This window comes from Bradyrhizobium macuxiense (assembly GCF_007993935.1).
Taxonomy (GTDB): Bacteria; Pseudomonadota; Alphaproteobacteria; order Rhizobiales; family Xanthobacteraceae; genus Bradyrhizobium; species Bradyrhizobium macuxiense_A.
Genome location: NZ_VITY01000014.1, coordinates 151,765 through 174,210 on the forward strand (window position 1 = coordinate 151,765; position 22,446 = coordinate 174,210).

Sequence of the window (22,446 nt, forward strand, 5' to 3'; positions counted from 1 at the left end):
CAGGAGGGGCATGCATGGTCCGATATGATACCCTGGCCAAGTTGGTGCTGTTCGCGGCCGGCATCGGCGTTGCGCACGGCCAACAGACATCCTCACCGCCGGCCGCGATCAAGGACGGTGGCGAAGTAGCTCCGCGAGGAGCGCGCGCGGCACGAGACATCAAATATGGCGAGTGGCGGAAGCTGTGCTTCAACGCCGCCGGCGCCAAGACGCTGTGCCGAACGACCATCACCGGCACCTTCGCAACCGGCCAGACGGCTGTTCGCGTCGATCTGATTGAGCGCGAGGACGGCACCGAGCGCGTCCAGCTGTTCCTGCCGGTCGGGATGTATCTGCAGGCCGGCGTCAAGCTGTCGGTCGACCGGAACGAGACCTATCGCCTGCCCTATACCTGGTGTGTGACCAACATGTGCATCGCGGCTGATGTTGCCAATCCCAAGCTTGTCGTTGAAATGGATAGCGGAAAGACGCTCTCGATCGACGTCGTCGACACCAGCATTCTGACGGTGACGACATCGGTGCCGCTCGACCATTTTGCGGCTGTGCGCAAGGGAGCAGCTGCGTTGACGCTCGATCAAGCCATTGATGAATGATTGGTCCAGCTACGGCTAGACCACACCGGCCAGTAGCCGTTCGATCGGTTGGATCAGCGACTTGGCAGTGAATGGCTTGGTCAGATAGGCAACGCATCCCGATGCCATCGCCGCCATCCGTGTCGCCGGGTTGTCGTTTCCGGTGATGTAGATGACCGGGATCTCGATGCCTTGATCGGCCAGGCGGTGCCGCAGCTCGATCCCGGAGCCATCGCTGAGATTGACGTCCAGGATCAGACAAACCGCGCTTTCAAAGCTGCCATCCCTCAGTAAGGCGCTTCCGGTCTCGAACAGTCTGGATGCAAACCCATACTCCCGCAGCAGCCGTCCGATCCCGCGGAGCATCGAGGGATTATCATCCACGACGAAGACGAATTTCGCGGTCGGCAAATCCTGAAGCCTCCACGTCGTTGCTGGAAGACCTTCACCCGCCTTTGGATGAAGAACACGTCAACCGGCTATCGGCGCGCCACATTGTCGCGGCCAATATCCGAGATACGCGCCGTCACGGAGCTTTCATATTGTACCATGGGACAGGGGGCGCGGCGCCGGCGGATCAGGCCTTGACTTCGCCACCGGACGCGCGCGTGCCGAGCCGTTCCGCGATCGAGACCAGCTCGGCGAGTGACTGCACCTGCATCTTTTCCATGACCTGGTGCCGATGCGCCTTGATCGTGCGCTCGGTCGTACCAAGCTCGTGAGCAATCTGCTTGTTGATCCGGCCGCACACGATCAGGTCGAATACCTGCCGCTCGCGGGGGGTCAACTTCGCGAGCAGCGCGCGGAGCGAGTCAAGCCGGGTTCTCTGGCCCCGGACCAGTTCGTGCCGCGCGACGGCGCGATTGATTGCCTCGATCAGCTGCTCCGATGCGATCGGCTTGGTCAGGAAATCCTCGGCACCCGCCTTGATAGCCTGGACGGTGGTCGCTGTGTCGGCATGCCCGGTCAGGAATACGATTGGAATCGTCGACTCGAGCTCGTTCAGACGACGTTGCAGCTCCGGACCACTCATTCCGGGAATGCGCACGTCGAGCAGGATACAGCCGGCCTCTTCGTCGTCAGGCAATTGATCGAGCAGCTCCCTGGCGGATGCGTACGTGCCAACACGATAGCCCGCGAGCTTGAGCCGCCGCTCGAGCGCTTTGCGAAACGAGGGATCGTCGTCGACTATGTGCACGTAAGCGTGCATTGCCGCTCTACTCCAATCGCCGCTCTTCATAGCATGATCATCTACGGCGATCTGACCATACCGTGTTGGTCTAAATCGAACCTTGCGCCTGCTCAAACAAGACCCAAACGCACTATGCCGCCAGCGGCAGCGAAAGGTGAAATACCGCCCCTCCGCCGGACTGGTTCTCAGCCCAGAGCTGGCCGCTATGCGCCAGAACGATCGTCCGTGCGATGGACAGGCCGATGCCCATGCCCTGCTCCTTCGTGGTGAAGAACGGATCGAAAATATCGTTCAGTCTATCCTGGGGAATTCCAGGACCGGAATCGCAGATCGAAATCACCGCCGAGGCATCGCCGTTGACCTCGGTCCGGCCGATGATCGTGCGTCCGTAGGGCATTTTGGCCATCGCATCCATGCTATTGACCACAAGGTTGAGGATCACCTGCTGCAGCTGCACCGGGTCACCTTTCACCCGCAGGGTCTGCGGTGAGGTCTGCAGGTAGATTGCGACGTTGCGCGCAGAGGCCTGCAGCTTGAGGAAGTCAAACGCTTCCCGCATGGTCTGGTTGAGATCGATCTCCTTTTTCTCGAACGGCGCACGCTTCAGCAGGCTGCGCATCCTGCGGATGACCTCGCTTGCACGCAGATCATCGCGCTTGATGTCGGAAATGATTTCCCGCACCTCCTGAAGATCAGGTCTCGGCGAGCCGAGGATCAGTTCCGCGGTCTCGGCATTGGTCAGGATCGAGCCCAGCGGCTGGTTGAGCTCATGGGCGATCGAGGACGAGAGTTCTCCGGCAGTTGCCTGCCGATTGATATGGGCGAGGTCAGACAGGCGATTGCGGGATTCGACCTCGGCCTTGCGCCGCATGAACCGCTCGTGCAGCAGGAATGCAATCAGCGTGGTTTGAACCAGCAGTGCCGTGACCAGGGCGACCGCCCGCCAGCGATATTTTTCCAGGAAGGTTGGATCACGAAAGCGAATTTCGCTGCCCTTTGGCAGGTTCGCTTCGCTGACATTCCAGCGCTGCATCTGCCGCCAGTTGAAGATCGGATGCACGACATCGACCACCGACGGGGGCAGGTTTTCCGGCGCCTCGCCATCCAGAATCCGCAGCGACCGCCGCGCCGCCTCGGCACCGATCAGCGAGGGGACTATGGTGAACCCGCCTATGCCGCCGGCATCGAGGAAAGTCTCAGACGCAACGACAATTGGGCGATTGGCTTTTGCGGCGACAAATGCGAGGGCATCCGAGGGCGGATAGTAGTTGTCTTTGCCGTCGCTATAGAGGCCCGTGTAGATGATCGCGCTATGATCGGGGAGCGCTTTGACGCGCTCAATGACGTCGGCCATCGGACGTCCGATGATCTCGATGATGTCGAGACCCGGAATGCCGGCGGCAATCTCGTCTTTCCAATTCCGGAACAGAACCTGCCGATCCCATTCCGCACCAACCAGCACCACAGACCTGAGACCCGGCACCACGGCGCGGGCGGCCGTGACGGCATCCCTGAGCTTCGAGGTCACGATGCCGCCGGTGGCAAAGGCCGGCGGCCGCAATCGCTTGAAATCGGCATCTTCGACCAGTGCGAATACGATCGGCGTGTCGGGCCAAAGCTGCGGGCGCCAGCGGAGCGCAAGTTCTAGCGCAGCCGCGCCAACCGTGACCACGACACCGATCGGCCGATCGCGATACTTCGCTTCGAGAAACCGCCGAAAACCCTCCTCATAGGCTTCACCGCCGAAGCGATTGAGGTCGAGGCTCTCGGTGTAGACGGTGGTCGGCGCGTGACCGTGGGCGCTCACCGCGTCCCTCAGCCCAACGAACACCTGGTAATAGAAGGGCCCACGCCGGTCGGACTGGTCCAGCACCAGCATGGAATGTGGGCGCGTCTGTTGCGCCCGGAGCCCGGCCGGCGCCAACAACATAGCCAGCAGGATGATCAGTCCAGAGAGCCGAATTGCACTGCCCATGGCGTTCGGAGCCGGAGATCAATGGCTTGGAAATCTAGCACCCGGTTATCGTCGTGAAAATTGAAAAGTAATCTAAGGCGGTGCGCATCAATTACGAACAAATTGCCGCATTTCGCGCACCCTGTCCTTTAGGACAATGACCTCAAGACCAATAGAGACTGGCCGGACCCCGTCGTAGACATTGCGCGCGGACAAGCATTTCGAGCCGCCGCGGGCGCTGCAACAGTCGTTACCCAAGAGAGTTAGTCCATGTTCGCTCACGTCAATGTCAGACCGGCCAATATACCGAGCATCCTCGGCGGGCTGACCGCCCAGCACGCCAACTGCATCACCAGCGAATTCCACTATCGGAAAGGCACGGAGATTTACGGGGAAAAGGAGCCGGCGGAATACGTCTACCAGGTCGTTTCGGGGGCAGTCCGCAGCTACAAGCTCCTCTGCGACGGACGGCGCCAGATTGGCGCCTTTCATCTCGTGGGAGACATTTTCGGCCTGGAGAATGCCGACACCCATCGCTTCACCGCCGAAGCCATTGTCGACACCAACGTGCGCCTGATCAGGCGGACAAGCCTCGAACGGGTGGCGGATTCCGATTTCGCCCTGGCTCGCAACCTGCTGATCATGACCACCAACAACCTGCAGCATGCTGAAGATCACATGCTGCTGCTCGGCCGCAAGACCGCATTGGAGCGGGTCGCCGCTTTTCTGCTCGAAATGGATCGCCGGCTGACCGGGATCGGCGTCGTCGCCTTGCCGATGTGCCGGCGCGACATCGCCGACTACCTCGGCCTGACGCTCGAGACGGTATCGCGTGCGCTGTCCAAGTTGCACAGCTATGGAGCACTCGACTTCCTCGGCTCGAACCAGCGAGAAATCATGCTGGTCGACCGCGATCAGCTGTTCAGGCTGGATAATTGACCGCGGCGTCAGGGGGATTTCGCCAGCGACGCCTGGCGCTCGATGGTCTTTTGCAGCACTTCGAACAGGACCGCCGTCGACCAGCCGAACATGAGGATGCCGTTCATGGCGGCCATCGGTCCGACCAGCTGCCACTGCTTGACCGGGAGAACGTCGCCGTAGCCGAGCGTGGTGTAGTTGACAAAGGCGAAATAGAGCAGATCGCTACCGGCGGGCGCTGCGCCAATCGCGAGATAGGCCAACGACCACACCACGATCTCCAGCGTGTGAGCCAGCATCAGCGCGAGCGCAGTCGCAACCATGACGCCGCTGAGCTGCAGCCACGCCCGGCCGGACGCGGTCAAGGCGACGTTGCGAAGCCACCCGATGGCTGCAACGGTCCACAGTGAATGGATCACGATGTTGACCGCGCTGACCGCCGATCCCACGAGGAGCTGAAACAACATCATCGCTCTCCCGCCAGCCGGGCGCGGTCGTCCCGGATCCACGCCGTGATCAACTCCCAGGCGACCGCGAGAATGATAGGACCGATGAAGAGGCCGACGATGCCGTGGGCAAGCGTCCCGCCGATCACGCCGACGAGGATGACCGGCGCCGGCGTGGTGAGGCCGCGCCCCATCACCAGCGGCTTCAGCACGTTGTCGAGGACGCCGACAACCAAGAAGAAGAGCGTCAAGGCGAGCGCCGTCGTGAAGTCCTTGGCCGACCAGAGCCAGATGATGACCGGAACGAGCACGATCGCCGCCCCGATCTGCACGATCGCCAGCAGCATCACGACAAACGCCAGCAGCCCCGCACTCGGAATTCCGGCCAGCTTGAAGCCAATGCCGGCCAGCAGTGACTGCAGAACGGCGATGCCAATCACGCCGCGGGAGACCGCCCGAATGGTTGTGCCTGCAAGGTCGAGGAAATGCTCGCTCTGTTCCGGCACGATGCGGGACAGGAAGCTTCGGCACGCCGCGGCAAGCTGCAAGCCATAGGGAAACAGAAAGCCTGCCAGGATGACCGCCAGCAGGAACTTCAGCATCCCGACCCCGGCATTGCTGGCGAACGCAAACAGGGTCCCGGCCAGCGGCTTCAGATGCGGCACGACCTCGCGCAGCACGGCGCGCAGATTGGTCGATGCCCGATCCCAGACATCATAGAGCGGCCCGCCGACCAGCGGCCAATCCTTCACCTCCGCCGGCGGCGACGGCACAACCACGTTGCCGGCGCTCAATTGTCCGGCGAGCTCCCTCACCCCCTCGACGGCTCCAATGCCGAGCCAGGTCGCCGGCCCGATCACGACGCCCAGCGAGATCAGGGTCAAGACAAGGGCCGCAATGCCGGCGCGGCCGCCGAGCATGCCGGCAAGCCAATTGAAGACGGGATAAAGCGCGACCGCGAGCACCACGCTCCAGGCCAGGATCGGCACGAACGGACGAACCAGGACGAACGACCAGACGATCAGCAGCGCCAGCAATCCGAGACGAATTGCGAGCTGAATGAACTCGTCTCCGGTCACGAGCTGGCGCAAGGTTTTCAAGGACGTCCTTTCGGTCGAGCATCATCAGGCAAGTGGGAAGCGGTGCCATCACCGGCACGGCTCGGCTTGATTCAGATCAAGCGTCACCCCGCATCGGCTGAGAAGCTCGGCTGCGCATGATCGAGAAGCCGGTGACGATCTGGCCGCCACGCGATCACGACTGCCTGTGTCACCCCGATGTGGAGGACGTCATGATGAACACCAGAACCTTGCTGGCCTTGACCCTGCTCGCGAGCACGATCGGTATTGGCGCGGGCCAGGCGGCCCCGCTACCGACCAACGTCGCTGCCATGAAGGGCGCGGTCGACAGTGCCACCGTTCAGGTTCGTTGGGGCGGCGGTTGGCGTGGCGGCGGCTGGGGCTACCGCGGCTGGCGAGGCTATGGCGGCTGGGGCGGATATCGAGGATGGGGCTATCGCGGCTGGGGCGCGGCGGCTGCCGGCGCGATCGTCGGCGGAGCCATCGCGAGCTCGGCTTACTATGGCGGGTATCCCTATTACGGCGCCGGATATGGTTACGGCTATGGCTCCGGATACGGCTATTGCCCGCCCGGCGGAGGCTACGGCTACTACCAACCGCGTTATTAGGGCTGGTAGGCCATCCCCCTCCCGGCCTTCGGTGACGTCACCGCAGCCCGAACAACGAACGCCGATAGCCGCTCTCGCGCGCTTCTTTGCTGCACGCGTAGCTGCCATCGAAGCCCCTGGCATAGCGGCTCTGGCCTTTGCGATAATAGCGTCCGCGGCGGAAATCGAGCCAGACCACGGTATCGGCGGGACAATGCCGCTGGGCCTGGGTTTCATACCGGAACGGCGTCAGCGGCTGCGCGACCGTTTGTTGCGCACAGCCGATCAGGACGATCGCGGCGAAGGCCCCGACACCTGGACTTGCCAAGGGACGGTCTCGACGTCCGTTCGAATTTGCAGCTGATCTGAAACGCATTGCCGCCGGGAGTGATCCGTGTGGTGCTGAAATGGCGCTCATATTGCCAGAGCTTCGCTGGCGAAACACCTGAAGCAGCTACGGCCGCACGTCATCGTCGGCGGCCACGCGGTGAAGACCGGGCTTGCGCCTCCGATGGCGGGCGCGGATTTCGTCGCCGACATCAACTTGCTCAACTTCACATAAAATGCCGTTCAGGACGACAGCAATCCAAAGGCGATCGCCACACTCGACAGCATGCCGGCGGTCATGACCACGACCCTGAAGGCAATATCGCCGTCGGCCACTTCAAGCCAATGACGCAGCCAATTGCGGGGGCCAGCCTGCCGGCCTACGCCAAGCACGTGCCAAGGTTTATCGCGGTCGTACCCCATGACTGCCACTGTAGATCAAGGTGCAAGGTGGTGACCAGTGCAGCTTGTGCCAATCCATCAAGCGCAGATGCGGCAGATTCGATAACCCAATTTGGCTATACGGGCGGCCTGATCCCGCCGCAACACGGCTGAGGCAGTGTATTAGCGGCTTGGCGGCCCCCAGAGCTGGATCGCTCAAGCCGGAACGACAGATCTCGGGACACCTCCGCCTGACGTTCGCTTCTCGCCTGACGGAGGTCCGTCTCTAGCTTCCTTTCGAGCCTGCGGTAATCCGCGTTGGACGTTCCTCTTCCGACGCGCTCTTCGAGGGCTCCGCGGCACATACGGAGCTCTTTGATCCGGAGGTCGCCGTGCGAGCGATGCGATCAAACGGGTTCCGCTCCACAACCTTCAGCGAAGCGAGCTCCTCCTTGTTCAAAAAGGAGATCTTCCCCGGCGGGGTCATCACCATCCTTCCAATCGCCGCCGGAGGGATAAGGAACTTGGCCGACAACCTCGCGAGCTTGATCGTGTCGCGTAGCGTCCCATTGTCTTCGTTGCCATGGACATTGGAAACCGAATGGACGCCGATCTTGGCATTTGGCGCGACGTAGCGCTTCCTGCTCGCCAGAAAGATGAAAGCGCACGCCGAGTCACATTCTCCCGAAACGTAAGTGGCGATCTGCTTCTGGCGCGCGAGCATGGCGATCCGGAAACCCTCGTCGAGAGAACCACCTCCGGAATCGAGATCGAGGCCAACGATCCGGCGCTCTGCGGACAGATAACCGCGAAATCGGACAAAATCCCCGTCTCGAATATCTCCGCTGAGCTTCAAGACATCTCCGAAACAGCCAGGGACACGGGAAAATTCCATCGCAAGACAGGTCGTCGCGGACAATGCGACCGCGATGTTCAAGACGAGTGCGGTGACCGGCATCGAGCGATCACGACGACGTCGCATCGTCGATCCGCACAGATCCAGACCGCGATGCGGGGCATTTTGGCTCTTTGCGCGGGCATCGGAAAATAGCGCGCTGGCTCGCAAAGCGTGCGTCTTGGCTTCCACGGCGCTCCCCCATTTTGACCCGGGATCTCGCATGAAAGACAGAACATGGAAGCGCGCTGTGGCTTGATCTGAATCAAATTCGAACCAGCAACTGCGCAGGCAGGTCCGCGACGATGTTATTGAGTCCTGAAGGTGTCAGCAGGTTTCGATCTAGAGGTCACAGGTCATGGCCGGCACGCTCGTGTTGTCGGCTGGATGAGAACTGCTGGCCGACCGTCGAATCTCTCGTGCAACGGCGTACCCCGCACTCGAGCAAGCTCGACCATTCGTCATCGGACGGTTGTGGGGTGATTTGAACCTGCAAGCCAAGTCATTGATACGATTGCGCTCGACTTCACAGAAAAAAGAAACCCCAGCAAACCTTTGAGGTTGCTGGGGCTTTCTGCGAACTTGGTTGCGGGGATAGGATTTGAACCTATGACCTTCAGGTTATGAGCCTGACGAGCTACCGGGCTGCTCCACCCCGCGTTAAACCGTTGCGTGCCTTGCAGAAAAGGTGCCCGAACCTGCCGGCCAACGCTTGTAACGGCGCCGAGCGATCCGTCCGGAGAGCTTCCTGAGAAGGCGACCCGGGCCGAAGCCGTCGGGTGCGGGGCGTATGTATCAACGTGAGGTCGGTTTGGAAAGCCCCGGATGCGGGTTTTTGAGGATTTTGTGACGTCCAAATCACCGGTTTTCCTGACAAATTTACCGCCGGGAACCGGGCCTTGCCAGACCGCGCGTAAAAGCGGAGCTTGGCGCCAACAAAATCCGTCAAGGAAACGTCATCCGAGGGGAAACGCCAATGGACCGGCCATTGAAGAGCCCGGGGCTGTACGCGCTTGAGGAGGTCTTCCACCGCCAATTCGAGCAGTCGCGCGGCGAGCCGGCGCCGACCTTGCAGGCGCGGCTGGACCGGCTGCGCCGCCTGCGCGCCGCGCTGACCGAGAACGAGGCGCGATTCGAGGCGGCGATCTCGGCCGATTTCGGCCACCGCTCCACCGTCGAGACCGCGATCGCCGAGACCATGCTGGTGCTCGGCGAGATCAAGCACGCCGCCAAGCACCTCAAGGGCTGGATGGCGCCCGAGAGGATCCCGACCACGGTACAGTTCGCGCCGGCCAAAAACCGGCTGATTCCGCAACCGCTCGGCGTGGTCGGGATCATCGCGCCGTGGAATTATCCGCTGCAGCTGACGCTGGCGCCCGCGGTGGCGGCGATAGCGGCCGGCAACAGCGCCATCATCAAGCCGAGCGAGCTGGTGCCGCGGTTCTCCGAATTGCTGATGGAGGCGATCGCGAAGAAATTCGACACCGCCGAGCTCGCGGTCACCGATATCGACGACGACATCGCGAAGGCCTTTGCCGCGTTGCCGTTCGATCATCTGATCTTCACCGGCTCGACCCGGATCGGCCGGCTGGTCGCCGAGGCCGCGGGCCGCAACCTCACGCCGGTGACGCTCGAGCTCGGCGGCAAATCGCCCGTGATCGTCGACGGCTCCGCCGATATCGACGAGGCCGCGCAGCGCATCGCCTACGGCAAGCTGCTCAATGCCGGCCAGACCTGCATCGCGCCCGATTACGTGCTGGTGCCGCAAACCTCGGTGCAGCCGTTCGCGATGCGGCTGCAGGGCCACATGCAGCACATGTTCGGCACCGATCCCAAAAATCCCGACTACAGCTCGATCGTCTCGGACCGGCACTACGCCCGGCTCGAGGGCCTCGTCGCCGATGCCGCCGCGAAGGGTGCGACCATCATGCAGCCGGCCGCGCCGAACGAGCCCGAGTGGAAGGAGCGGCGCAAATTCCCGCCGACCGTCATCGTCGACGCGACGCCCGAGATGACCGTGATGCAGCAGGAGATCTTCGGGCCGCTGCTGCCGGTCATCGGCACGCGCGACGCAACGGAGGCGATCGCCTTCATCAACAGACGCGACCGCCCGCTGGCGCTGTACTGGTTCGGCACCGACAATGCCGCTCGCGACGCGGTGCTGGCGCGCACGGTGTCCGGCGGCGTCACCGTCAATGACTGCCTGTTCCATTTCGCGCAGGCCTATCAGCCGATGGGCGGCGTCGGCGCGTCCGGCAGCGGCGCCTATCACGGCGAATGGGGGTTCAAGACGCTGACCAAGCTGAAGCCGGTGTTCTATCGCTCGCGCTTCAACCGGCTGGCCGATCTCTATCCGCCCTACGGCGCGAAGGTCGCGCGGCTGGAGAAGCTGATGCGGATGCTGTCGTAGTATCCAAGGCGTCATTGCGAGGAGCGAAGCGACGAAGCAATCCATAGCCCCGCATAACGGATAGATGGATTGCTTCCCTGAGCCTGTCATCCGGCGGCGCTCCGCGCCGACCGGGTGGCTCGCAATGACGGATGGCAATGTAAGACGGGGGAAACATACGTGACTGACACATTCGATTTCGTGGTGGTGGGCGCAGGCTCTGGCGGCTGCGCGGTGGCGGGGCGATTGTCGGAAGACCCGGCGACCTCGGTGGCGGTGCTCGATGCCGGCGGCAAAAACGACAATTGGGTCGTGACCACGCCCGGCGCCATCATTCTGATGCTCTCGAGCAAGCTCAACAACTGGGCGTTCGACACGGTGCCGCAGAAGGGCTTGAACGGCCGCATCGGCTATCAGCCGCGCGGCAAGGGCCTCGGCGGCTCCTCGGCCATCAATGCCATGGTCTATATCCGCGGCCATCGCGCCGACTACGACCACTGGGCTTCGCTCGGCAATACCGGCTGGAGCTATTCCGACGTCCTGCCCTACTTCAAGCGTTCGGAGCACAACACCGAGCTCGACGGCGAATATCACGGCAAGGGCGGGCCGCTCAACGTCACGGGCCTGCAGTCCGACAATCCGGTCAAGGAGATGTTCTTGCAGGGCGCGCGCGAGGCGCAGTTCCGGATCCGTGACGATTTCAACGGCGCCGAACAGGAAGGATTAGGCATCTACCAGGTGACCCAGCGGAATGGCGAGCGCTGGAGCGCCGCGCGCGGCTACATCCATCCTCACATGGGCCGCCGGTCCAATTTGCGCGTCGAGACGCAGGCGCAGGCGACCCGCATCATCTTCGAGGGCAAGCGTGCCGTCGCCGTCGAATACATGCAAGGCAAGGAGAAGAAGGTGCTGCGCGCAAAGCGCGAGGTCATCCTCTCGGCCGGCGCGTTCCAGTCGCCGCAATTGATGATGCTGTCGGGCATCGGCGACGCCGCAGCGCTGGGCAAGCACGGCATCGCCAGCGTGCATCATCTGCCGGGTGTCGGACAGAACCTGCAGGATCATCCGGATTTCGTGTTCGGCTTCGCCTCCGACGCACCTTATTTCTCGGGACTGTCGTGGAGCGGCATCGGACGGATCATCAAGGGCATCGGGCAATACCGGCGCGAGCGGCGCGGCCCGATGACCTCGAACGTCGCCGAATGCGGCGGCTTCCTGAAGACGCGGCCCGAGCTCGACGTCCCCGACATCCAGCTGCATTTCTGCATGGCCATGGTGGAGGACCACGGCCGCAAGCCGCGCTGGGGCACCGGCTTCTCCTGCCATGTCTGCCTGCTGCGCCCGGCCAGCCGCGGCAGCGTGTGGCTGAACAGCGCCGATCCCCTGGCTGCTCCCGCGATCGATCCGAATTTCTTCGGCGAGGACAGCGACGTCGAGACCATGGTCGCGGGCTTCAAGATGACCAAACGGCTGCTCGACACGCCGGCGCTGCGCGCGCTGCAGCAGAAGGACATGTTCACCGCAGACGTCCGCACCGACGACGACATCCGCGGCATCCTGCGGGCGCGCTCCGACACCGTCTATCACCCGGTCGGCACCTGCAAGATGGGCACCAATGATCCGCTCGCGGTGGTCGATCCGACGCTGCGCGTGCACGGGCTCGAAGGCCTGCGCGTGGTCGATGCCTCGATCATGCCGACCTTGATCGGCGGCAACACCAACGCGCCGACCATCATGATCGGCGAGAAGGCCGCCGACATGATCAGGACGGAGACGCGGGCGGCTTGAAGCGCCGTGTCATTCCCCGGTGCGCAATTGCGCACCTGGGGACGCGCGTCAGCGCGAGCCCGGAATCCATTGGGCCGCAGTTCCGTGGATGAATGGATTCCGGGCTCGCGACTTCGTCGCGCCCCGGATGACGGATGATTTGGGTGTAACCAGCGCATCAGTTCATCGCGAACCCGCCATCGCGACGAGAATGATTTCTTACCGGCATCGAATAGGCCGGACATCGACAGGTTGCCGGACGTGGACGATTGATCGCTACAATTGTCCTTGATGTGAGCCGGTTTCATCAACCTGGGGACCGTAGGAGATCGGGCAGGAAATCCTTACCCATGAACCTCTTCGATGCCGCCGTGATCCTCGGCTTGCTGTTCGCGGTCGTGACCGGCTTCACGACCGGCCTGTTGCGCAGCGCGGTCACGATCCTCGCCTATCTCGTTGCGATGCCGCTCGCGGTCGCTGCGCTGGCGATGATCGGGCCCCACATCGCGACGCTGCCATCCTCGCCGTTTCCGCCCAATGGGGTGCTGCTGTTCGCCCTGTTCCTGCTGATCGGCGTCATCCTCGGAAAGATGGCGCGGACGATGCTCGACGACACCATCGGCTCGGACATCGGGATTGGCGACCGCCTCGGCGGCGCGCTGCTCGGCGCCGTCAGGGTCGGCCTCGTCGTGACCACGCTGGTGCTGGTGTTCGATCAGCTGGTGCCGTTGGCCAGGCAGCCGCAATTCCTCAACGGATCGCAACTGCGGCCGCTGTTCTCTGCGGCCGGACAGGCCGGCTTCCGCTCGCTGCCGCCCGAAGCCACCATGGCGATCGAGAGGCTGCGACGGGAGCAGCGCATCTAGCCGATTGAGTTGTGGCCAATTGAGTTGACCCGCCCGTTCCTGCCCGGCATGCACTTATGCATTGCACGTCCCTTACCGGCGCCGCCGGGCTTGGCTAGACTGGCGCCATCGAACCTTTAATAAACCTATCCGACATCACAGGGAGTGAACACGTGGATCTTGGAATCAAAGGCCGCCGCGCCATCGTCTGCGCATCGAGCAAGGGACTGGGCCGCGCCTGCGCGATCGCGCTCGCCAATGAGGGTGTGCATGTCACGCTGACGGCGCGCGGCGCCGAGGCGCTGAAGCAGACCGCCGACGAGATTCGTAAAGGTCATCCCGGCGTCACCGTCACCGAGATCGTCGGCGACATCACCACCCCGGCCGGCCGCGAAGCGGTGCTCAAGGCCTGCCCCGAGCCGGACATCCTGATCAACAATGCCGGCGGCCCGCCGCCCGGCGATTTCCGCAACTGGACCCGCGACGACTGGATCAAGGCGATCGACGCCAACATGCTGACGCCGATCGAACTGATCAAGGCGACCGTCGACGGCATGATGGCGCGCAAGTTCGGCCGCATCGTCAACATCACCTCGGCGGCGGTGAAGGCGCCGATCGAGATCCTCGGCCTGTCCAACGGCGCGCGCGCCGGTCTCACCGGCTTCGTCGCCGGCCTGTCGCGCAAGACCGTGATCAACAACGTCACCATCAACGGCCTGCTGCCGGGCCCGTTCGACACCGACCGTCTGCGCGGCACCGCCAAGCCCGAGGCCGAGAAACGCGGCATCTCGGCCGACCAGGTGCTGAGCGAGCGCGCCAAGCTGAATCCCGCCGGCCGCTTCGGCCGTCCCGACGAATTCGGCTACGCTTGCGCGTTCCTGTGCGGCGACAAGGCCGGCTTCATCACCGGGCAGAACATCCTGCTCGATGGCGGCGCCTTCCCGGGTACGTTATGAGAGCTGTTTGGTACGAACGGGCCGGCGCGGCGCCGACGGTGCTCACCGTCGGCGAGATGCCGACGCCCGACGCCGGCCCTGGCGAAGTCCGGGTTCGTCTCGAGGCCTCCGGCGTCAATCCGGCCGATGTCGGCCGCCGCAGCGGCAACTATCGCGCGATGGAATTTCCACGCGTGATCCCGAACAGCGACGGCGCCGGGATCATCGATCAGGTCGGTGAAGGCGTCACGCGCTTTGCCTTCGGCGACCGCGTCTGGCTGTTCAACGGCCAGCGCAACGGCCGCGCCTTCGGCACCGCGGCCGAATACATTACGCTTGCCGATTACCTGGTGACGCCGCTTCCGCAGGACGTCTCGTTCGCGGCTGGCGCTACGCTCGGCATTCCCTGCATGACGGCGTGGTGCGCGCTGTTTGCCGACGGACCGATCGCCGGACAGACGGTGCTGGTCACCGGCGGCGCCGGCGCGGTCGGCCACTATGCCGTGCAACTGGCAAAGTGGGGCGGCGCGCGGGTGATTGCGACGGTCAGTTCGCAAGTCAAGGACGTCGAGGCGCGGCTTGGCGGCGCCGACATGGTCGTCAACTACCGGACCGAGGACGTCGTCTCCAAGGTGATGGGCTTCACCGAGAACCGCGGGGTCGACCGCGTGATCGACGTCGATTTCGGCGGCAATCTCGCCACCACGCTGAAGCTCATGGCGCCGAATTCGACGATCGCGGTCTACGCCACCAACGGCAACCGCACGCCGACGCTGCCGGTGCGCGAACTGATGGAGAAGTGCATCACGGTGCGCTCGCTGGTGCTGTTCGCGCTGCCGCCGCCGCTGCTCGCCACCGCGCAGGCCGACATCACGAAGTGGCTAGAGTCGGGCACCCGCGTGCACAACATCGCAGGTCAATTCGCGCTCGCCGAGACCGCCGAGGCCCATCTCGCCGTCGAGAAGGGCGACAAGATCGGCACCGTGATCGTCGACTGCGCGCGATAGTCTTCTCCCTCTCCCCGTTCTTGCGAGGAGAGGGTTGGGGTGAGGGGCTTTCACCGCGAAGAAGGTGATAGCTGAACATGCCGAGACTCCCCCTCACCCGGATCGCATCTGACGATGCGATCCGACCTCTCCCCGCAAGCGGGGCGAGGTAGAGTGAGCAAGCGGCTTCTGCTTCTTAATGAATCGGCGTGGTGCGCTCGTCGGCGGGCGCGAGACCGAACTCGTCGAGCCCTTCTGCAAGGAAATCGCCGAGCATCGGCTCGCCCAATAGATAGCTTGCGGTACGGCCGTTGCGGCCGCGCGCGGCTTCGCGACGAAGATCGGCCCATTCCTCGATCGTGCCGTCGCCGCGGCCGAGCCGCATCAAGGCGACGAGATCGACCTGCTCATCCTCGCTCAGCGCGTCGATGAAGCCAGTGATCTCACGCGCCACCGGATCGTTGCCGTCGTCCTCCAGCACGTCGATCATCTCGTCGTCGGCGCCGTTCGAGCCGGAGTCCGGATCGACGATCCCCTCCTTGACGTCGAATTCCCGCGCCTTCTCGATCAAGAAGCCAACCTTTTCGGGGGAGATTGTGAGTTCCGGCATGCGCGCACTCCTTGGTCCAACGAGGCGGTAACGCAGGAGGCGCCGACTTGATCCATTGCGCCGCCGCGCGGAAACCCGCATGGTCCGGTGAGAGAAACAAAAAAGCAGAGGGCACGCCGCATGCATTGGACCGTAGGCAAGGTCAGGATCACCAAGGTCGTCGAACTCGAGACCGTCGGCAGCACGCGCTTCATCCTGCCGCTCGCCGGCCGGGAAGAGATTCAGAGCCTGCCCTGGCTGATTCCGCATTTCGCCAACGAGGACGGCCGGCTGAAAATGTCGATCCATTCGCTGCTGGTGGAAACGCCGGAGCACCGCATCATCGTCGACACCGGGCTCGGCAACGACAAGCAGGGCCGCAATGTGCCGACCTGGAACAACCGCAGCGATCCGTTCCTGGAGAAGCTGACCGCGGCCGGATTTGCCCCTGAAAGCATCGACACCGTGCTGTGCACGCATCTGCATGTCGACCATGTCGGCTGGAACACGAAACTTGTCGGCGGCAAATGGGTGCCGACCTTCGCCAATGCGCGCTACGTGTTCGGCAAGACCGAATTCGAGCATTGGCGCGACCACAGCGACGATCCCGCACATGCCGCCGTGTTCGCCGATTCAGTGAAGCCGATCGCGGATGCCGGCAAGGCCGATCTGGTGCCGAGCGATCACCGCCTGACAGAGGAGATCACGCTGATCCCGACGCCGGGTCACAGCCCCGGCCACATGAGCATCCACGTCAAGTCCGGCGGCGAGCAAGGGCTGCTGACCGGCGACGTCGCCCATCATCCCTGCCAGATGTATCACCTCGACTGGTCGTCGACCGCGGATTCCGACCAGAAGCAATCGGCCGTGACGCGGCGCGAGCTGTTCTCACGCTTTGCCGATACGCCGGCGCTGGTGATCGGCGGACATTTCAACGCCGGGCACATCAAGCGCGATGGCGATGCCTTCAGGTTCGTCGCACTGGGGTAACGCCCGAACCGGCCTTGAAATAAGGCTTAGCAGCAATGCAGCGGCCTCATGGTGGTTGAATTTCCGCCCGCGCTGTTCCATGAAGCGTGTCGAGGTATACCAGTAACAATCCTCAAGACACCGTAGGGAGTGATCGATATGAAGCTTGTTCGTTATGGCGAAAAGGGTGCGGAAAAGCCCGGTCTGATCGATAAATCCGGCCAGCTCCGCGACCTCTCGGCCCATCTGAAGGACCTCACCGGCGAAGCCTACGCGCCGGAATCCCTGAAGAAGCTTTCTGCCCTCGATCCCGCCTCCCTGCCCGCCGTCTCCGGCAAGCCGCGCTTCGGCGCCCCCGTCACCGGCATCTCGAAGTTCGTCGCGATCGGCCTGAACTACTCCGACCACGCCAAGGAAACCGGCGCGGCGATCCCGACCGAACCGATCATCTTCATGAAGGCGAATACCTCGCTGTCCGGCCCCAACGATGCGGTCGAGAAGCCGCGCGGCTCGACCAAGCTGGACTGGGAAGTCGAGATCGCCGCGATCATCGGCACCCGCGCCAAGTACGTCTCGGAAGCCGACGCGCTCAATTACGTCGCCGGCTATTGCGTCTGCAACGACGTCTCCGAGCGCAACTTCCAGACCGAGCGCCTCGGACAATGGACCAAGGGCAAGTCGCACGACACGTTCGGTCCGGTCGGCCCGTGGCTCGCCACCAAGGACGAGATCGCCGACGTGCAGAACCTGTCGATGTGGCTCGACGTCAACGGCAAGCGCCGCCAGACCGGCTCGACCAAGACCATGATTTTCACGATGGCGAAGTGCATTTCCTACGTCTCGCAGTTCATGACGCTGCTGCCCGGCGACATCATCACCACGGGCACCCCGCCCGGCGTCGGCCTTGGCATGAAGCCGCCGACCTTCCTCAATGTCGGCGACGTCGTGACGCTCGGCATCGAGGGCCTCGGCGAGCAACGCCAGGAAATCGTCGCGGCTTGAGGTTCGGCGCCGAACACCGGTGCGACCACGTCATTGCGAGCGAAGCGAAGCCATCCATCTATCCAAGCAAGCGGGTGAATGGATTGCTTCGTCGCTTCGCTCCTCGCAATGACACATCAATGCGATAGCTCTAGCGAGGAGCCTGCAATGAAACTCACCTTCTCCCCCGCCTCCCCGTTCGCCCGCAAGGTGCGTATCGCGGCGATCGAGCTCGGTCTGATCGACAAGATCGAGTTCGTACCGGCCACCGTCGCGCCGGGCACGGCCAACGACGAATATTCCAAGATCACGCCGCTGAAGAAGCTGCCTGTGCTGATCCTCGACCATGGCGATGTGATCCTGGATTCCTACGTCATAGTCGAATATCTCAACGAGATCGGCGGCGGCCGGCTGATCCCGGGCTACGGCCCGCGGCGCTGGAAGCTGAAGACCGATCAATCGCTGCTCAACGGCATGCTCGATTCCATGCTGCTGTGCCGCTACGAGAAGATGGTGCGGCCGCAGGGCTCGCTGTGGCAGGCCTGGTACGACGATCACTGGAACAGGGCCTGGGCCGGCATGGCACGGTTCGAGAACCGGCCCGACGTGCTGGATGGCTCGTCGTTCGACATCGCACAGATCGGCCTTGTCTGCGTGCTCGGCTATGCCGACTTCCGCTTCGCCGATTGCGGCTGGCGCAAGGCCTATCCCAAGCTCGACGCCTTCTACCAACGCATGCAGGAACGGCCGTCGGTGAAGATCTCGGCGCCGCCTGCGGCGTAGCAGCGGATTGCGGGGGAATGACGATGCGCCATCGCTTCCCCCGCTTGCTCGTTCTCGGCGCGAGCCTCGCGCTCGCGTTGACGGCCTCATTCACCAATCTGAGGGCCGACGATATGACACCCGGACAACAGGATCATCCTTGCGGATCGCCGGCCGCGCTCGACGACGGCTGGACGATTGCCGCGCCTGAGAGCGTCGGCATGGATGGCGCGCGGCTGTGCGGCATCGCTGCGCGGCTCGGCTTGCGCAGCAGCGAGGTGCATTCCGTGGTCGTGGCGCGCCATGGACGACTGGTGTTCGAGCAATATTTTTCCGGCATCGACCAGCCGTGGGGCTATCCGGAGGGCCGCATCGAATTCACGGCGACGACCAGGCACGACATGCGTCCGGCATCGAAGAGTGTGACGTCGCTGCTGGTCGGCATCGCCATCGACCGCAAGCTGATCGCGAGCACCGACGAGCCCATCGTGAAATTCTTCCCCGACCATCGGTCGGTAAAGTCGGCCGGATGGGACGCAATCACGCTGCGCCATCTGCTGACGATGTCGTCGGGCATCAAATGGGACGAGACGCTGCCCTGGACCCATCCCGACAACGACGAGCCGCACTTGGCCTTTGATGCCGATCCGATCGGCTACGTGCTGGGCAAGCCGATCATAGCGCCGCCGGACACGCTGTGGAATTACAGTGGCGGCGGTACCGATCTGCTCGGCAACATCCTTGAACAGGTCTCCGGCAAACCACTCGAAGCCTTCGCGCGCGAGACGCTGTTCCAGCCGCTCGGTATCACCGATCTCGAATGGAAGACCTACAAGAACGGAAAGATCGCCGCAGCCGCCGGCCTCCGCCTGCGCCCACGCGACGCCGCGAAGATCGGTCAATTGATGCTCGATCGCGGTATGTGGAACGGACAGCGGATCATCTCGGCGGACTGGATCGCGCAATCGATCGCACCGCGCTTCCAGGCGGTCGGCTATTTCGGCGGCACGCTGTTCTACGGCTATCAATGGTGGGTCGGCCGGTCTCTGTCCGAGGGTAAGGAAGTGAGATGGGTCGGCGCCTTCGGCTGGGGCGGCCAGCGCATTATCGTCGTGCCCGATCTCGATCTTGTGATGATGACGACGGCAGCCCAGTACGGCCAGCCGAAGGAAGGCCTTGCGGCGATGGATATCCTCGCCAACATCATCATTCCCGCCGTGCGCGACGCGCACTGATCCTATCCAAGGAATCACTCATGAGCCTGAAATTTGCCGCCGGCGATCTCACCATTCATCGTATCGTGGAGGAGGAAGGCAGGTTCCTGCCCGCGAACGACATGCTGCCCGGGCTGACACCGGAGCTGCTTGCGGAGAACCGCGCCTGGATGAAGGCCGCCGGCGCGCTCGACGACAGCGATACGCTGATCCTGGCGTTCCAGTCCTACATCGTGAAGACGCCGCACCACACCATCCTGATCGACAGCTGCATCGGCAATCACAAGCCGCGGCCGACGCGGCCGACCTGGAACATGAAGACCGACGACCGCTATCTGCGCGGCCTCGCGTCGGCCGGCTTCTCGGTCGATGACATCGACTATGTGATGTGCACGCATCTGCATGTCGATCATGTCGGCTGGAATACGCGGCTCGAGAACGGGCGCTGGGTGCCGACCTTCCCCAACGCGCGCTACGTGTTCGACAAGGCCGAGTTCGACTACTGGACCGCGACCAATGCGAAGGCGGAGGTGCCGCCGTTCGTCGACAGCGTGCTGCCGGTGGTCGAAGCCAAGCGGGCCGAGCTCGTCGGCAATGATTTTGCGATCGGCGATCACATGCGCGTCCTGCCGACGCCCGGCCACACCCCGGGCCACGTCGCCTTCACCTTCGGCCGCGGCAAGGACGATGCGGTGTTTGCCGGCGATTTGATGCACTCGCCGATCCAGGCGCTCTATCCGGAGCTGTCGCCGAAATTCGACGTCGACCCGGCGCAGGCCGCAAAGACGCGGCGCGGCTTCCTCGAGCGCTATTGCGACACCGACACGCTGTGTTGCCCCGCGCACTTCCCCTCGCCGTCGGTGGGGAAGGTCAGGCGGAAGGGCAACGGGTTTGTCTGCGAGACGGTGAGCTAGCGCGCTTGTCCGCTTCACCCTCCCCCTCAAGGGTCCCTCAAGGGGAGGGTGCTTCTTCCTCAATCGAACAGGCTCGGCGTGTGGTTCACCACCGCGCCTTCGATCTGCAGCATCTTCAGCTTGGTCACCACGCCGCCATTGGCCGAGAAGCCGCCCGGCTTGTTGCCGGCCGCAAGCACCCGGTGGCAGGGCACCACGATCGGGCACGGGTTGCGGCCCAGGGCCTGGCCGACGTCGCGCGACAATTCGACGCCGCCGAGCTGCTTGGCGATGTCGCCATAGGTCATGGTCTTGCCCGGCGGAATCTTGCGCGCGATGTCGTAGACGCCGCGGTTGAACTCCGGGACGCCGTCGAGATCGAGCACGATGTCGGCGAGGTCGTTCGGCTTGCCGGCAAGCAGCTCGATCATGCCGTCGATCGCGTGCTGCACCTCGGCCGGCGGGGCCGCCTCGGTAACGTCGCCGTTGCGCTGAAAGATCCGCTTGCGGGTCTTCTCCTCTGTGCCCATCGGCAGCTGCACGCCGGTGACGCCGTGCTCGCCCCAGACGACGCCGCAGGCGCCGATCATGGTCTCGAAGATTGCATAATGCTGGCCGGTCATGGCTCGCTCCAGATGTTCCTTCATATATTCATTCGGCTCATATCTTTGAGCCTGCCGTTGATCTGAAATCTAGGCTTGGAGAATGTTGCTATCCACCCGAATTCCGTGGGAACTTCGGCTAAATCAACAACATCTCCTCCGCTCCGCGAGCCCCAAATGCACAGCCTCCACGTCAACGGTTTCGACATGCCCTATCTCGATATCGGAGAGGGCCCGCCGCTGGTCTGCGTGCACGGCTCGCTATGCGATTTCCGGATCTGGTCGGCGGTGCTCGGCCCGCTGACGCGCCATCATCGCGTGATCGCGGTCAGCCTGCGGCACTTCTTCCCGGCGCATTGGGACGGCGTTGGCGACAGCTATTCGATCGCACAGCATGTCGACGACGTCATCGCCTTCATCGAGGCCTTTGATACCAAACCGGTCGACCTGATGGGGCATTCCCGCGGCGGCCACATCTGCTTCCGCGCCGCGCAGCGGCGGCCGGACCTGCTGCGCAAGCTGATCCTCGCCGAACCCGGCGGCGAGCTCGACGAAACCCTCGATCCGGATTTCAAGCCGGGCCCCTCGCCGCTGGCGGCACGCTTCGCGGCATGTGCGGCGGAAATCGCCAAGGGCGATATCGACGGCGGTTTGCAGATCTTCATGGACGCACTCGAGGGACCCGGCGCCTGGAAGCGGATTCCGGCGACCTCGAAGCAACTGTTGCGCGACAATGCGACCACGCTGATCGGCCAGACCCGCGACCAGCGCCCGCCCTTCTCGAAGGTCGATGCGGAGGCGATCAAGACGCCGACGCTATTCATTGGTGGCGCGAACACCAAGGGCGTGCTGCCGAAGGTGCTGCACGCCCTTGCCGCTAACGTGAAGGGTTCGCGCACCGAGATGATCCCGGGCACCACGCATCCGATGTTCGAGCAGGCCCCGCAGCGTTACTGCGAGATCGTGCTGGAGTTTTTGGCAGGCTGAGGCGGTGTACCCTCTCCCCTTGTGGGAGAGGGTGGCACGATGGTGCGCAGCGACATCGTGCCGGGTGAGGGGTTTCTCTCCGCAGAGACAGACCCCTCACCCGGATCGCATCTGTCGATGCGATCCGACCTCTCCCACAAGGGGAGAGGTGCAGTGAGCAAGCCGCAGATCCTTTC

General features: G+C 63.4%; 24 protein-coding genes and 1 tRNA gene. 14 read left to right on the forward strand and 11 right to left on the reverse strand.

Features of this window, described 5'->3' with window-relative positions; translation table 11 throughout:
- Window positions 1-14 precede the first annotated feature (14 nt).
- Window positions 15-593, forward strand: a complete 579-nt coding sequence (locus tag FBZ93_RS31465) for an invasion associated locus B family protein (RefSeq protein ID WP_146991308.1) — start codon at window positions 15-17, stop codon at window positions 591-593.
- Between the two features lie 15 nt (window positions 594-608).
- On the opposite strand, the gene FBZ93_RS31470 is transcribed toward FBZ93_RS31465, so the two are convergent.
- The 3 genes from FBZ93_RS31470 to FBZ93_RS31480 form a co-directional block, all read right to left on the reverse strand.
- Window positions 609-983 (reverse strand): response regulator transcription factor, encoded by a 375-nt coding sequence (locus FBZ93_RS31470; protein WP_146991309.1) that lies wholly within the window; start codon window positions 981-983, stop codon window positions 609-611.
- Window positions 984-1,149: 166 nt separating this feature from the next.
- Complete coding sequence (locus FBZ93_RS31475) at window positions 1,150-1,782, reverse strand: response regulator transcription factor (RefSeq protein WP_167529297.1); 633 nt, start codon at window positions 1,780-1,782, stop codon at window positions 1,150-1,152.
- Window positions 1,783-1,894: 112 nt separating this feature from the next.
- Complete coding sequence (locus FBZ93_RS31480) at window positions 1,895-3,292, reverse strand: sensor histidine kinase (RefSeq protein ID WP_246667722.1); 1,398 nt, start codon at window positions 3,290-3,292, stop codon at window positions 1,895-1,897.
- Window positions 3,293-3,988: 696 nt separating this feature from the next.
- On the opposite strand from FBZ93_RS31480, the gene FBZ93_RS31485 reads away from it, so the two are divergent.
- Window positions 3,989-4,657: a helix-turn-helix domain-containing protein gene (locus FBZ93_RS31485; protein ID WP_146991311.1), complete on the forward strand. Its 669-nt coding sequence runs from the start codon at window positions 3,989-3,991 to the stop codon at window positions 4,655-4,657.
- An 8-nt stretch (window positions 4,658-4,665) separates the two neighbouring features.
- Here FBZ93_RS31485 and FBZ93_RS31490 read toward each other — a convergent pair whose 3' ends face one another.
- On the reverse strand, window positions 4,666-5,103 hold the full coding sequence (locus tag FBZ93_RS31490) for a potassium channel family protein (RefSeq protein WP_167529298.1): 438 nt from the start codon (window positions 5,101-5,103) through the stop codon (window positions 4,666-4,668).
- Window positions 5,103-6,182, reverse strand: coding sequence for an AI-2E family transporter (locus FBZ93_RS31495; RefSeq protein ID WP_146991313.1), 1,080 nt, complete (start codon window positions 6,180-6,182; stop codon window positions 5,103-5,105). Before FBZ93_RS31495 ends, FBZ93_RS31490 begins: the two co-directional genes overlap by 1 nt.
- Before the next feature lie 191 nt (window positions 6,183-6,373).
- On the opposite strand from FBZ93_RS31495, the gene FBZ93_RS31500 reads away from it, so the two are divergent.
- On the forward strand, window positions 6,374-6,769 hold the full coding sequence (locus tag FBZ93_RS31500) for a hypothetical protein (RefSeq protein WP_146991314.1): 396 nt from the start codon (window positions 6,374-6,376) through the stop codon (window positions 6,767-6,769).
- A 37-nt stretch (window positions 6,770-6,806) separates the two neighbouring features.
- On the opposite strand, the gene FBZ93_RS31505 is transcribed toward FBZ93_RS31500, so the two are convergent.
- The 4 genes from FBZ93_RS31505 to FBZ93_RS31520 form a co-directional block, all read right to left on the reverse strand.
- On the reverse strand, window positions 6,807-7,124 hold the full coding sequence (locus tag FBZ93_RS31505; RefSeq protein WP_146991392.1) for a hypothetical protein: 318 nt from the start codon (window positions 7,122-7,124) through the stop codon (window positions 6,807-6,809).
- Window positions 7,125-7,318: 194 nt separating this feature from the next.
- Window positions 7,319-7,498 carry a hypothetical protein gene (locus tag FBZ93_RS31510; RefSeq protein ID WP_146991315.1) on the reverse strand — a complete coding sequence of 60 codons (180 nt, stop codon included), beginning with the start codon at window positions 7,496-7,498 and terminating at the stop codon, window positions 7,319-7,321.
- A 244-nt stretch (window positions 7,499-7,742) separates the two neighbouring features.
- Complete coding sequence (locus tag FBZ93_RS31515) at window positions 7,743-8,543, reverse strand: ATP-dependent Clp protease proteolytic subunit (protein WP_167529299.1); 801 nt, start codon at window positions 8,541-8,543, stop codon at window positions 7,743-7,745.
- 391 nt (window positions 8,544-8,934) lie between these two features.
- A tRNA-Met gene (locus tag FBZ93_RS31520) sits at window positions 8,935-9,011 on the reverse strand.
- A gap of 316 nt (window positions 9,012-9,327) precedes the next feature.
- On the opposite strand from FBZ93_RS31520, the gene FBZ93_RS31525 reads away from it, so the two are divergent.
- The 5 genes from FBZ93_RS31525 to FBZ93_RS31545 all read left to right on the forward strand — a co-directional run bounded on the left by FBZ93_RS31525 (window position 9,328) and on the right by FBZ93_RS31545 (window position 15,294).
- Window positions 9,328-10,761 (forward strand): aldehyde dehydrogenase family protein, encoded by a 1,434-nt coding sequence (locus tag FBZ93_RS31525; protein WP_146991317.1) that lies wholly within the window; start codon window positions 9,328-9,330, stop codon window positions 10,759-10,761.
- A gap of 159 nt (window positions 10,762-10,920) precedes the next feature.
- Window positions 10,921-12,528, forward strand: a complete 1,608-nt coding sequence (locus FBZ93_RS31530; protein WP_146991318.1) for a GMC family oxidoreductase — start codon at window positions 10,921-10,923, stop codon at window positions 12,526-12,528.
- Between the two features lie 329 nt (window positions 12,529-12,857).
- Window positions 12,858-13,373 (forward strand): CvpA family protein, encoded by a 516-nt coding sequence (locus FBZ93_RS31535; RefSeq protein ID WP_146991319.1) that lies wholly within the window; start codon window positions 12,858-12,860, stop codon window positions 13,371-13,373.
- A 152-nt stretch (window positions 13,374-13,525) separates the two neighbouring features.
- A complete protein-coding gene (locus tag FBZ93_RS31540) occupies window positions 13,526-14,308 on the forward strand; it encodes an SDR family oxidoreductase (protein WP_146991320.1) in 783 nt (260 codons plus the stop codon).
- Window positions 14,305-15,294: an NADPH:quinone reductase gene (locus FBZ93_RS31545; RefSeq protein WP_146991321.1), complete on the forward strand. Its 990-nt coding sequence runs from the start codon at window positions 14,305-14,307 to the stop codon at window positions 15,292-15,294. The genes FBZ93_RS31540 and FBZ93_RS31545 overlap by 4 nt, the downstream gene beginning before the upstream one ends.
- 175 nt (window positions 15,295-15,469) lie before the next feature.
- On the opposite strand, the gene FBZ93_RS31550 is transcribed toward FBZ93_RS31545, so the two are convergent.
- A complete protein-coding gene (locus FBZ93_RS31550) occupies window positions 15,470-15,883 on the reverse strand; it encodes a DUF3775 domain-containing protein (RefSeq protein WP_146991322.1) in 414 nt (137 codons plus the stop codon).
- 120 nt (window positions 15,884-16,003) lie between these two features.
- Between FBZ93_RS31550 and FBZ93_RS31555 the strand changes: the two genes are divergently transcribed.
- The 5 genes from FBZ93_RS31555 to FBZ93_RS31575 all read left to right on the forward strand — a co-directional run bounded on the left by FBZ93_RS31555 (window position 16,004) and on the right by FBZ93_RS31575 (window position 20,702).
- Window positions 16,004-16,852 carry an MBL fold metallo-hydrolase gene (locus tag FBZ93_RS31555; protein ID WP_146991323.1) on the forward strand — a complete coding sequence of 283 codons (849 nt, stop codon included), beginning with the start codon at window positions 16,004-16,006 and terminating at the stop codon, window positions 16,850-16,852.
- Between the two features lie 138 nt (window positions 16,853-16,990).
- Window positions 16,991-17,833 carry a fumarylacetoacetate hydrolase family protein gene (locus FBZ93_RS31560; RefSeq protein ID WP_146991324.1) on the forward strand — a complete coding sequence of 281 codons (843 nt, stop codon included), beginning with the start codon at window positions 16,991-16,993 and terminating at the stop codon, window positions 17,831-17,833.
- Between the two features lie 147 nt (window positions 17,834-17,980).
- Complete coding sequence (locus tag FBZ93_RS31565) at window positions 17,981-18,595, forward strand: glutathione S-transferase family protein (protein WP_146991325.1); 615 nt, start codon at window positions 17,981-17,983, stop codon at window positions 18,593-18,595.
- A 17-nt stretch (window positions 18,596-18,612) separates the two neighbouring features.
- Complete coding sequence (locus FBZ93_RS31570; protein ID WP_246667723.1) at window positions 18,613-19,809, forward strand: serine hydrolase domain-containing protein; 1,197 nt, start codon at window positions 18,613-18,615, stop codon at window positions 19,807-19,809.
- Between the two features lie 20 nt (window positions 19,810-19,829).
- On the forward strand, window positions 19,830-20,702 hold the full coding sequence (locus tag FBZ93_RS31575; protein ID WP_146991326.1) for an MBL fold metallo-hydrolase: 873 nt from the start codon (window positions 19,830-19,832) through the stop codon (window positions 20,700-20,702).
- Between the two features lie 59 nt (window positions 20,703-20,761).
- Here the strand turns inward: FBZ93_RS31575 and FBZ93_RS31580 are convergent, their stop codons facing one another.
- A complete protein-coding gene (locus FBZ93_RS31580) occupies window positions 20,762-21,304 on the reverse strand; it encodes a methylated-DNA--[protein]-cysteine S-methyltransferase (protein WP_146991327.1) in 543 nt (180 codons plus the stop codon).
- 156 nt (window positions 21,305-21,460) lie between these two features.
- Between FBZ93_RS31580 and FBZ93_RS31585 the strand changes: the two genes are divergently transcribed.
- Window positions 21,461-22,270 (forward strand): alpha/beta fold hydrolase, encoded by an 810-nt coding sequence (locus tag FBZ93_RS31585; RefSeq protein WP_146991328.1) that lies wholly within the window; start codon window positions 21,461-21,463, stop codon window positions 22,268-22,270.
- Window positions 22,271-22,446: the final 176 nt, after the last annotated feature.

Coding starts and splice junctions, on each gene's coding strand:
- FBZ93_RS31545 (WP_146991321.1), top strand. CDS start 14,305: ATGAGAGCTGTTTGGTACGAACGGGCCGGCGCGGCGCCGACGGTGCTC.
- FBZ93_RS31560 (WP_146991324.1), top strand. CDS start 16,991: ATGAAGCTTGTTCGTTATGGCGAAAAGGGTGCGGAAAAGCCCGGTCTG.
- FBZ93_RS31485 (WP_146991311.1), top strand. CDS start 3,989: ATGTTCGCTCACGTCAATGTCAGACCGGCCAATATACCGAGCATCCTC.
- FBZ93_RS31570 (WP_246667723.1), top strand. CDS start 18,613: ATGACGATGCGCCATCGCTTCCCCCGCTTGCTCGTTCTCGGCGCGAGC.
- FBZ93_RS31500 (WP_146991314.1), top strand. CDS start 6,374: ATGATGAACACCAGAACCTTGCTGGCCTTGACCCTGCTCGCGAGCACG.
- FBZ93_RS31510 (WP_146991315.1), bottom strand. CDS start 7,498: ATGGGGTACGACCGCGATAAACCTTGGCACGTGCTTGGCGTAGGCCGG.
- FBZ93_RS31585 (WP_146991328.1), top strand. CDS start 21,461: ATGCACAGCCTCCACGTCAACGGTTTCGACATGCCCTATCTCGATATC.
- FBZ93_RS31490 (WP_167529298.1), bottom strand. CDS start 5,103: ATGTTGTTTCAGCTCCTCGTGGGATCGGCGGTCAGCGCGGTCAACATC.
- FBZ93_RS31565 (WP_146991325.1), top strand. CDS start 17,981: ATGAAACTCACCTTCTCCCCCGCCTCCCCGTTCGCCCGCAAGGTGCGT.
- FBZ93_RS31550 (WP_146991322.1), bottom strand. CDS start 15,883: ATGCCGGAACTCACAATCTCCCCCGAAAAGGTTGGCTTCTTGATCGAG.
- FBZ93_RS31580 (WP_146991327.1), bottom strand. CDS start 21,304: ATGACCGGCCAGCATTATGCAATCTTCGAGACCATGATCGGCGCCTGC.
- FBZ93_RS31535 (WP_146991319.1), top strand. CDS start 12,858: ATGAACCTCTTCGATGCCGCCGTGATCCTCGGCTTGCTGTTCGCGGTC.
- FBZ93_RS31555 (WP_146991323.1), top strand. CDS start 16,004: ATGCATTGGACCGTAGGCAAGGTCAGGATCACCAAGGTCGTCGAACTC.
- FBZ93_RS31465 (WP_146991308.1), top strand. CDS start 15: ATGGTCCGATATGATACCCTGGCCAAGTTGGTGCTGTTCGCGGCCGGC.
- FBZ93_RS31505 (WP_146991392.1), bottom strand. CDS start 7,124: ATGCGTTTCAGATCAGCTGCAAATTCGAACGGACGTCGAGACCGTCCC.
- FBZ93_RS31575 (WP_146991326.1), top strand. CDS start 19,830: ATGAGCCTGAAATTTGCCGCCGGCGATCTCACCATTCATCGTATCGTG.
- FBZ93_RS31475 (WP_167529297.1), bottom strand. CDS start 1,782: ATGCACGCTTACGTGCACATAGTCGACGACGATCCCTCGTTTCGCAAA.
- FBZ93_RS31525 (WP_146991317.1), top strand. CDS start 9,328: ATGGACCGGCCATTGAAGAGCCCGGGGCTGTACGCGCTTGAGGAGGTC.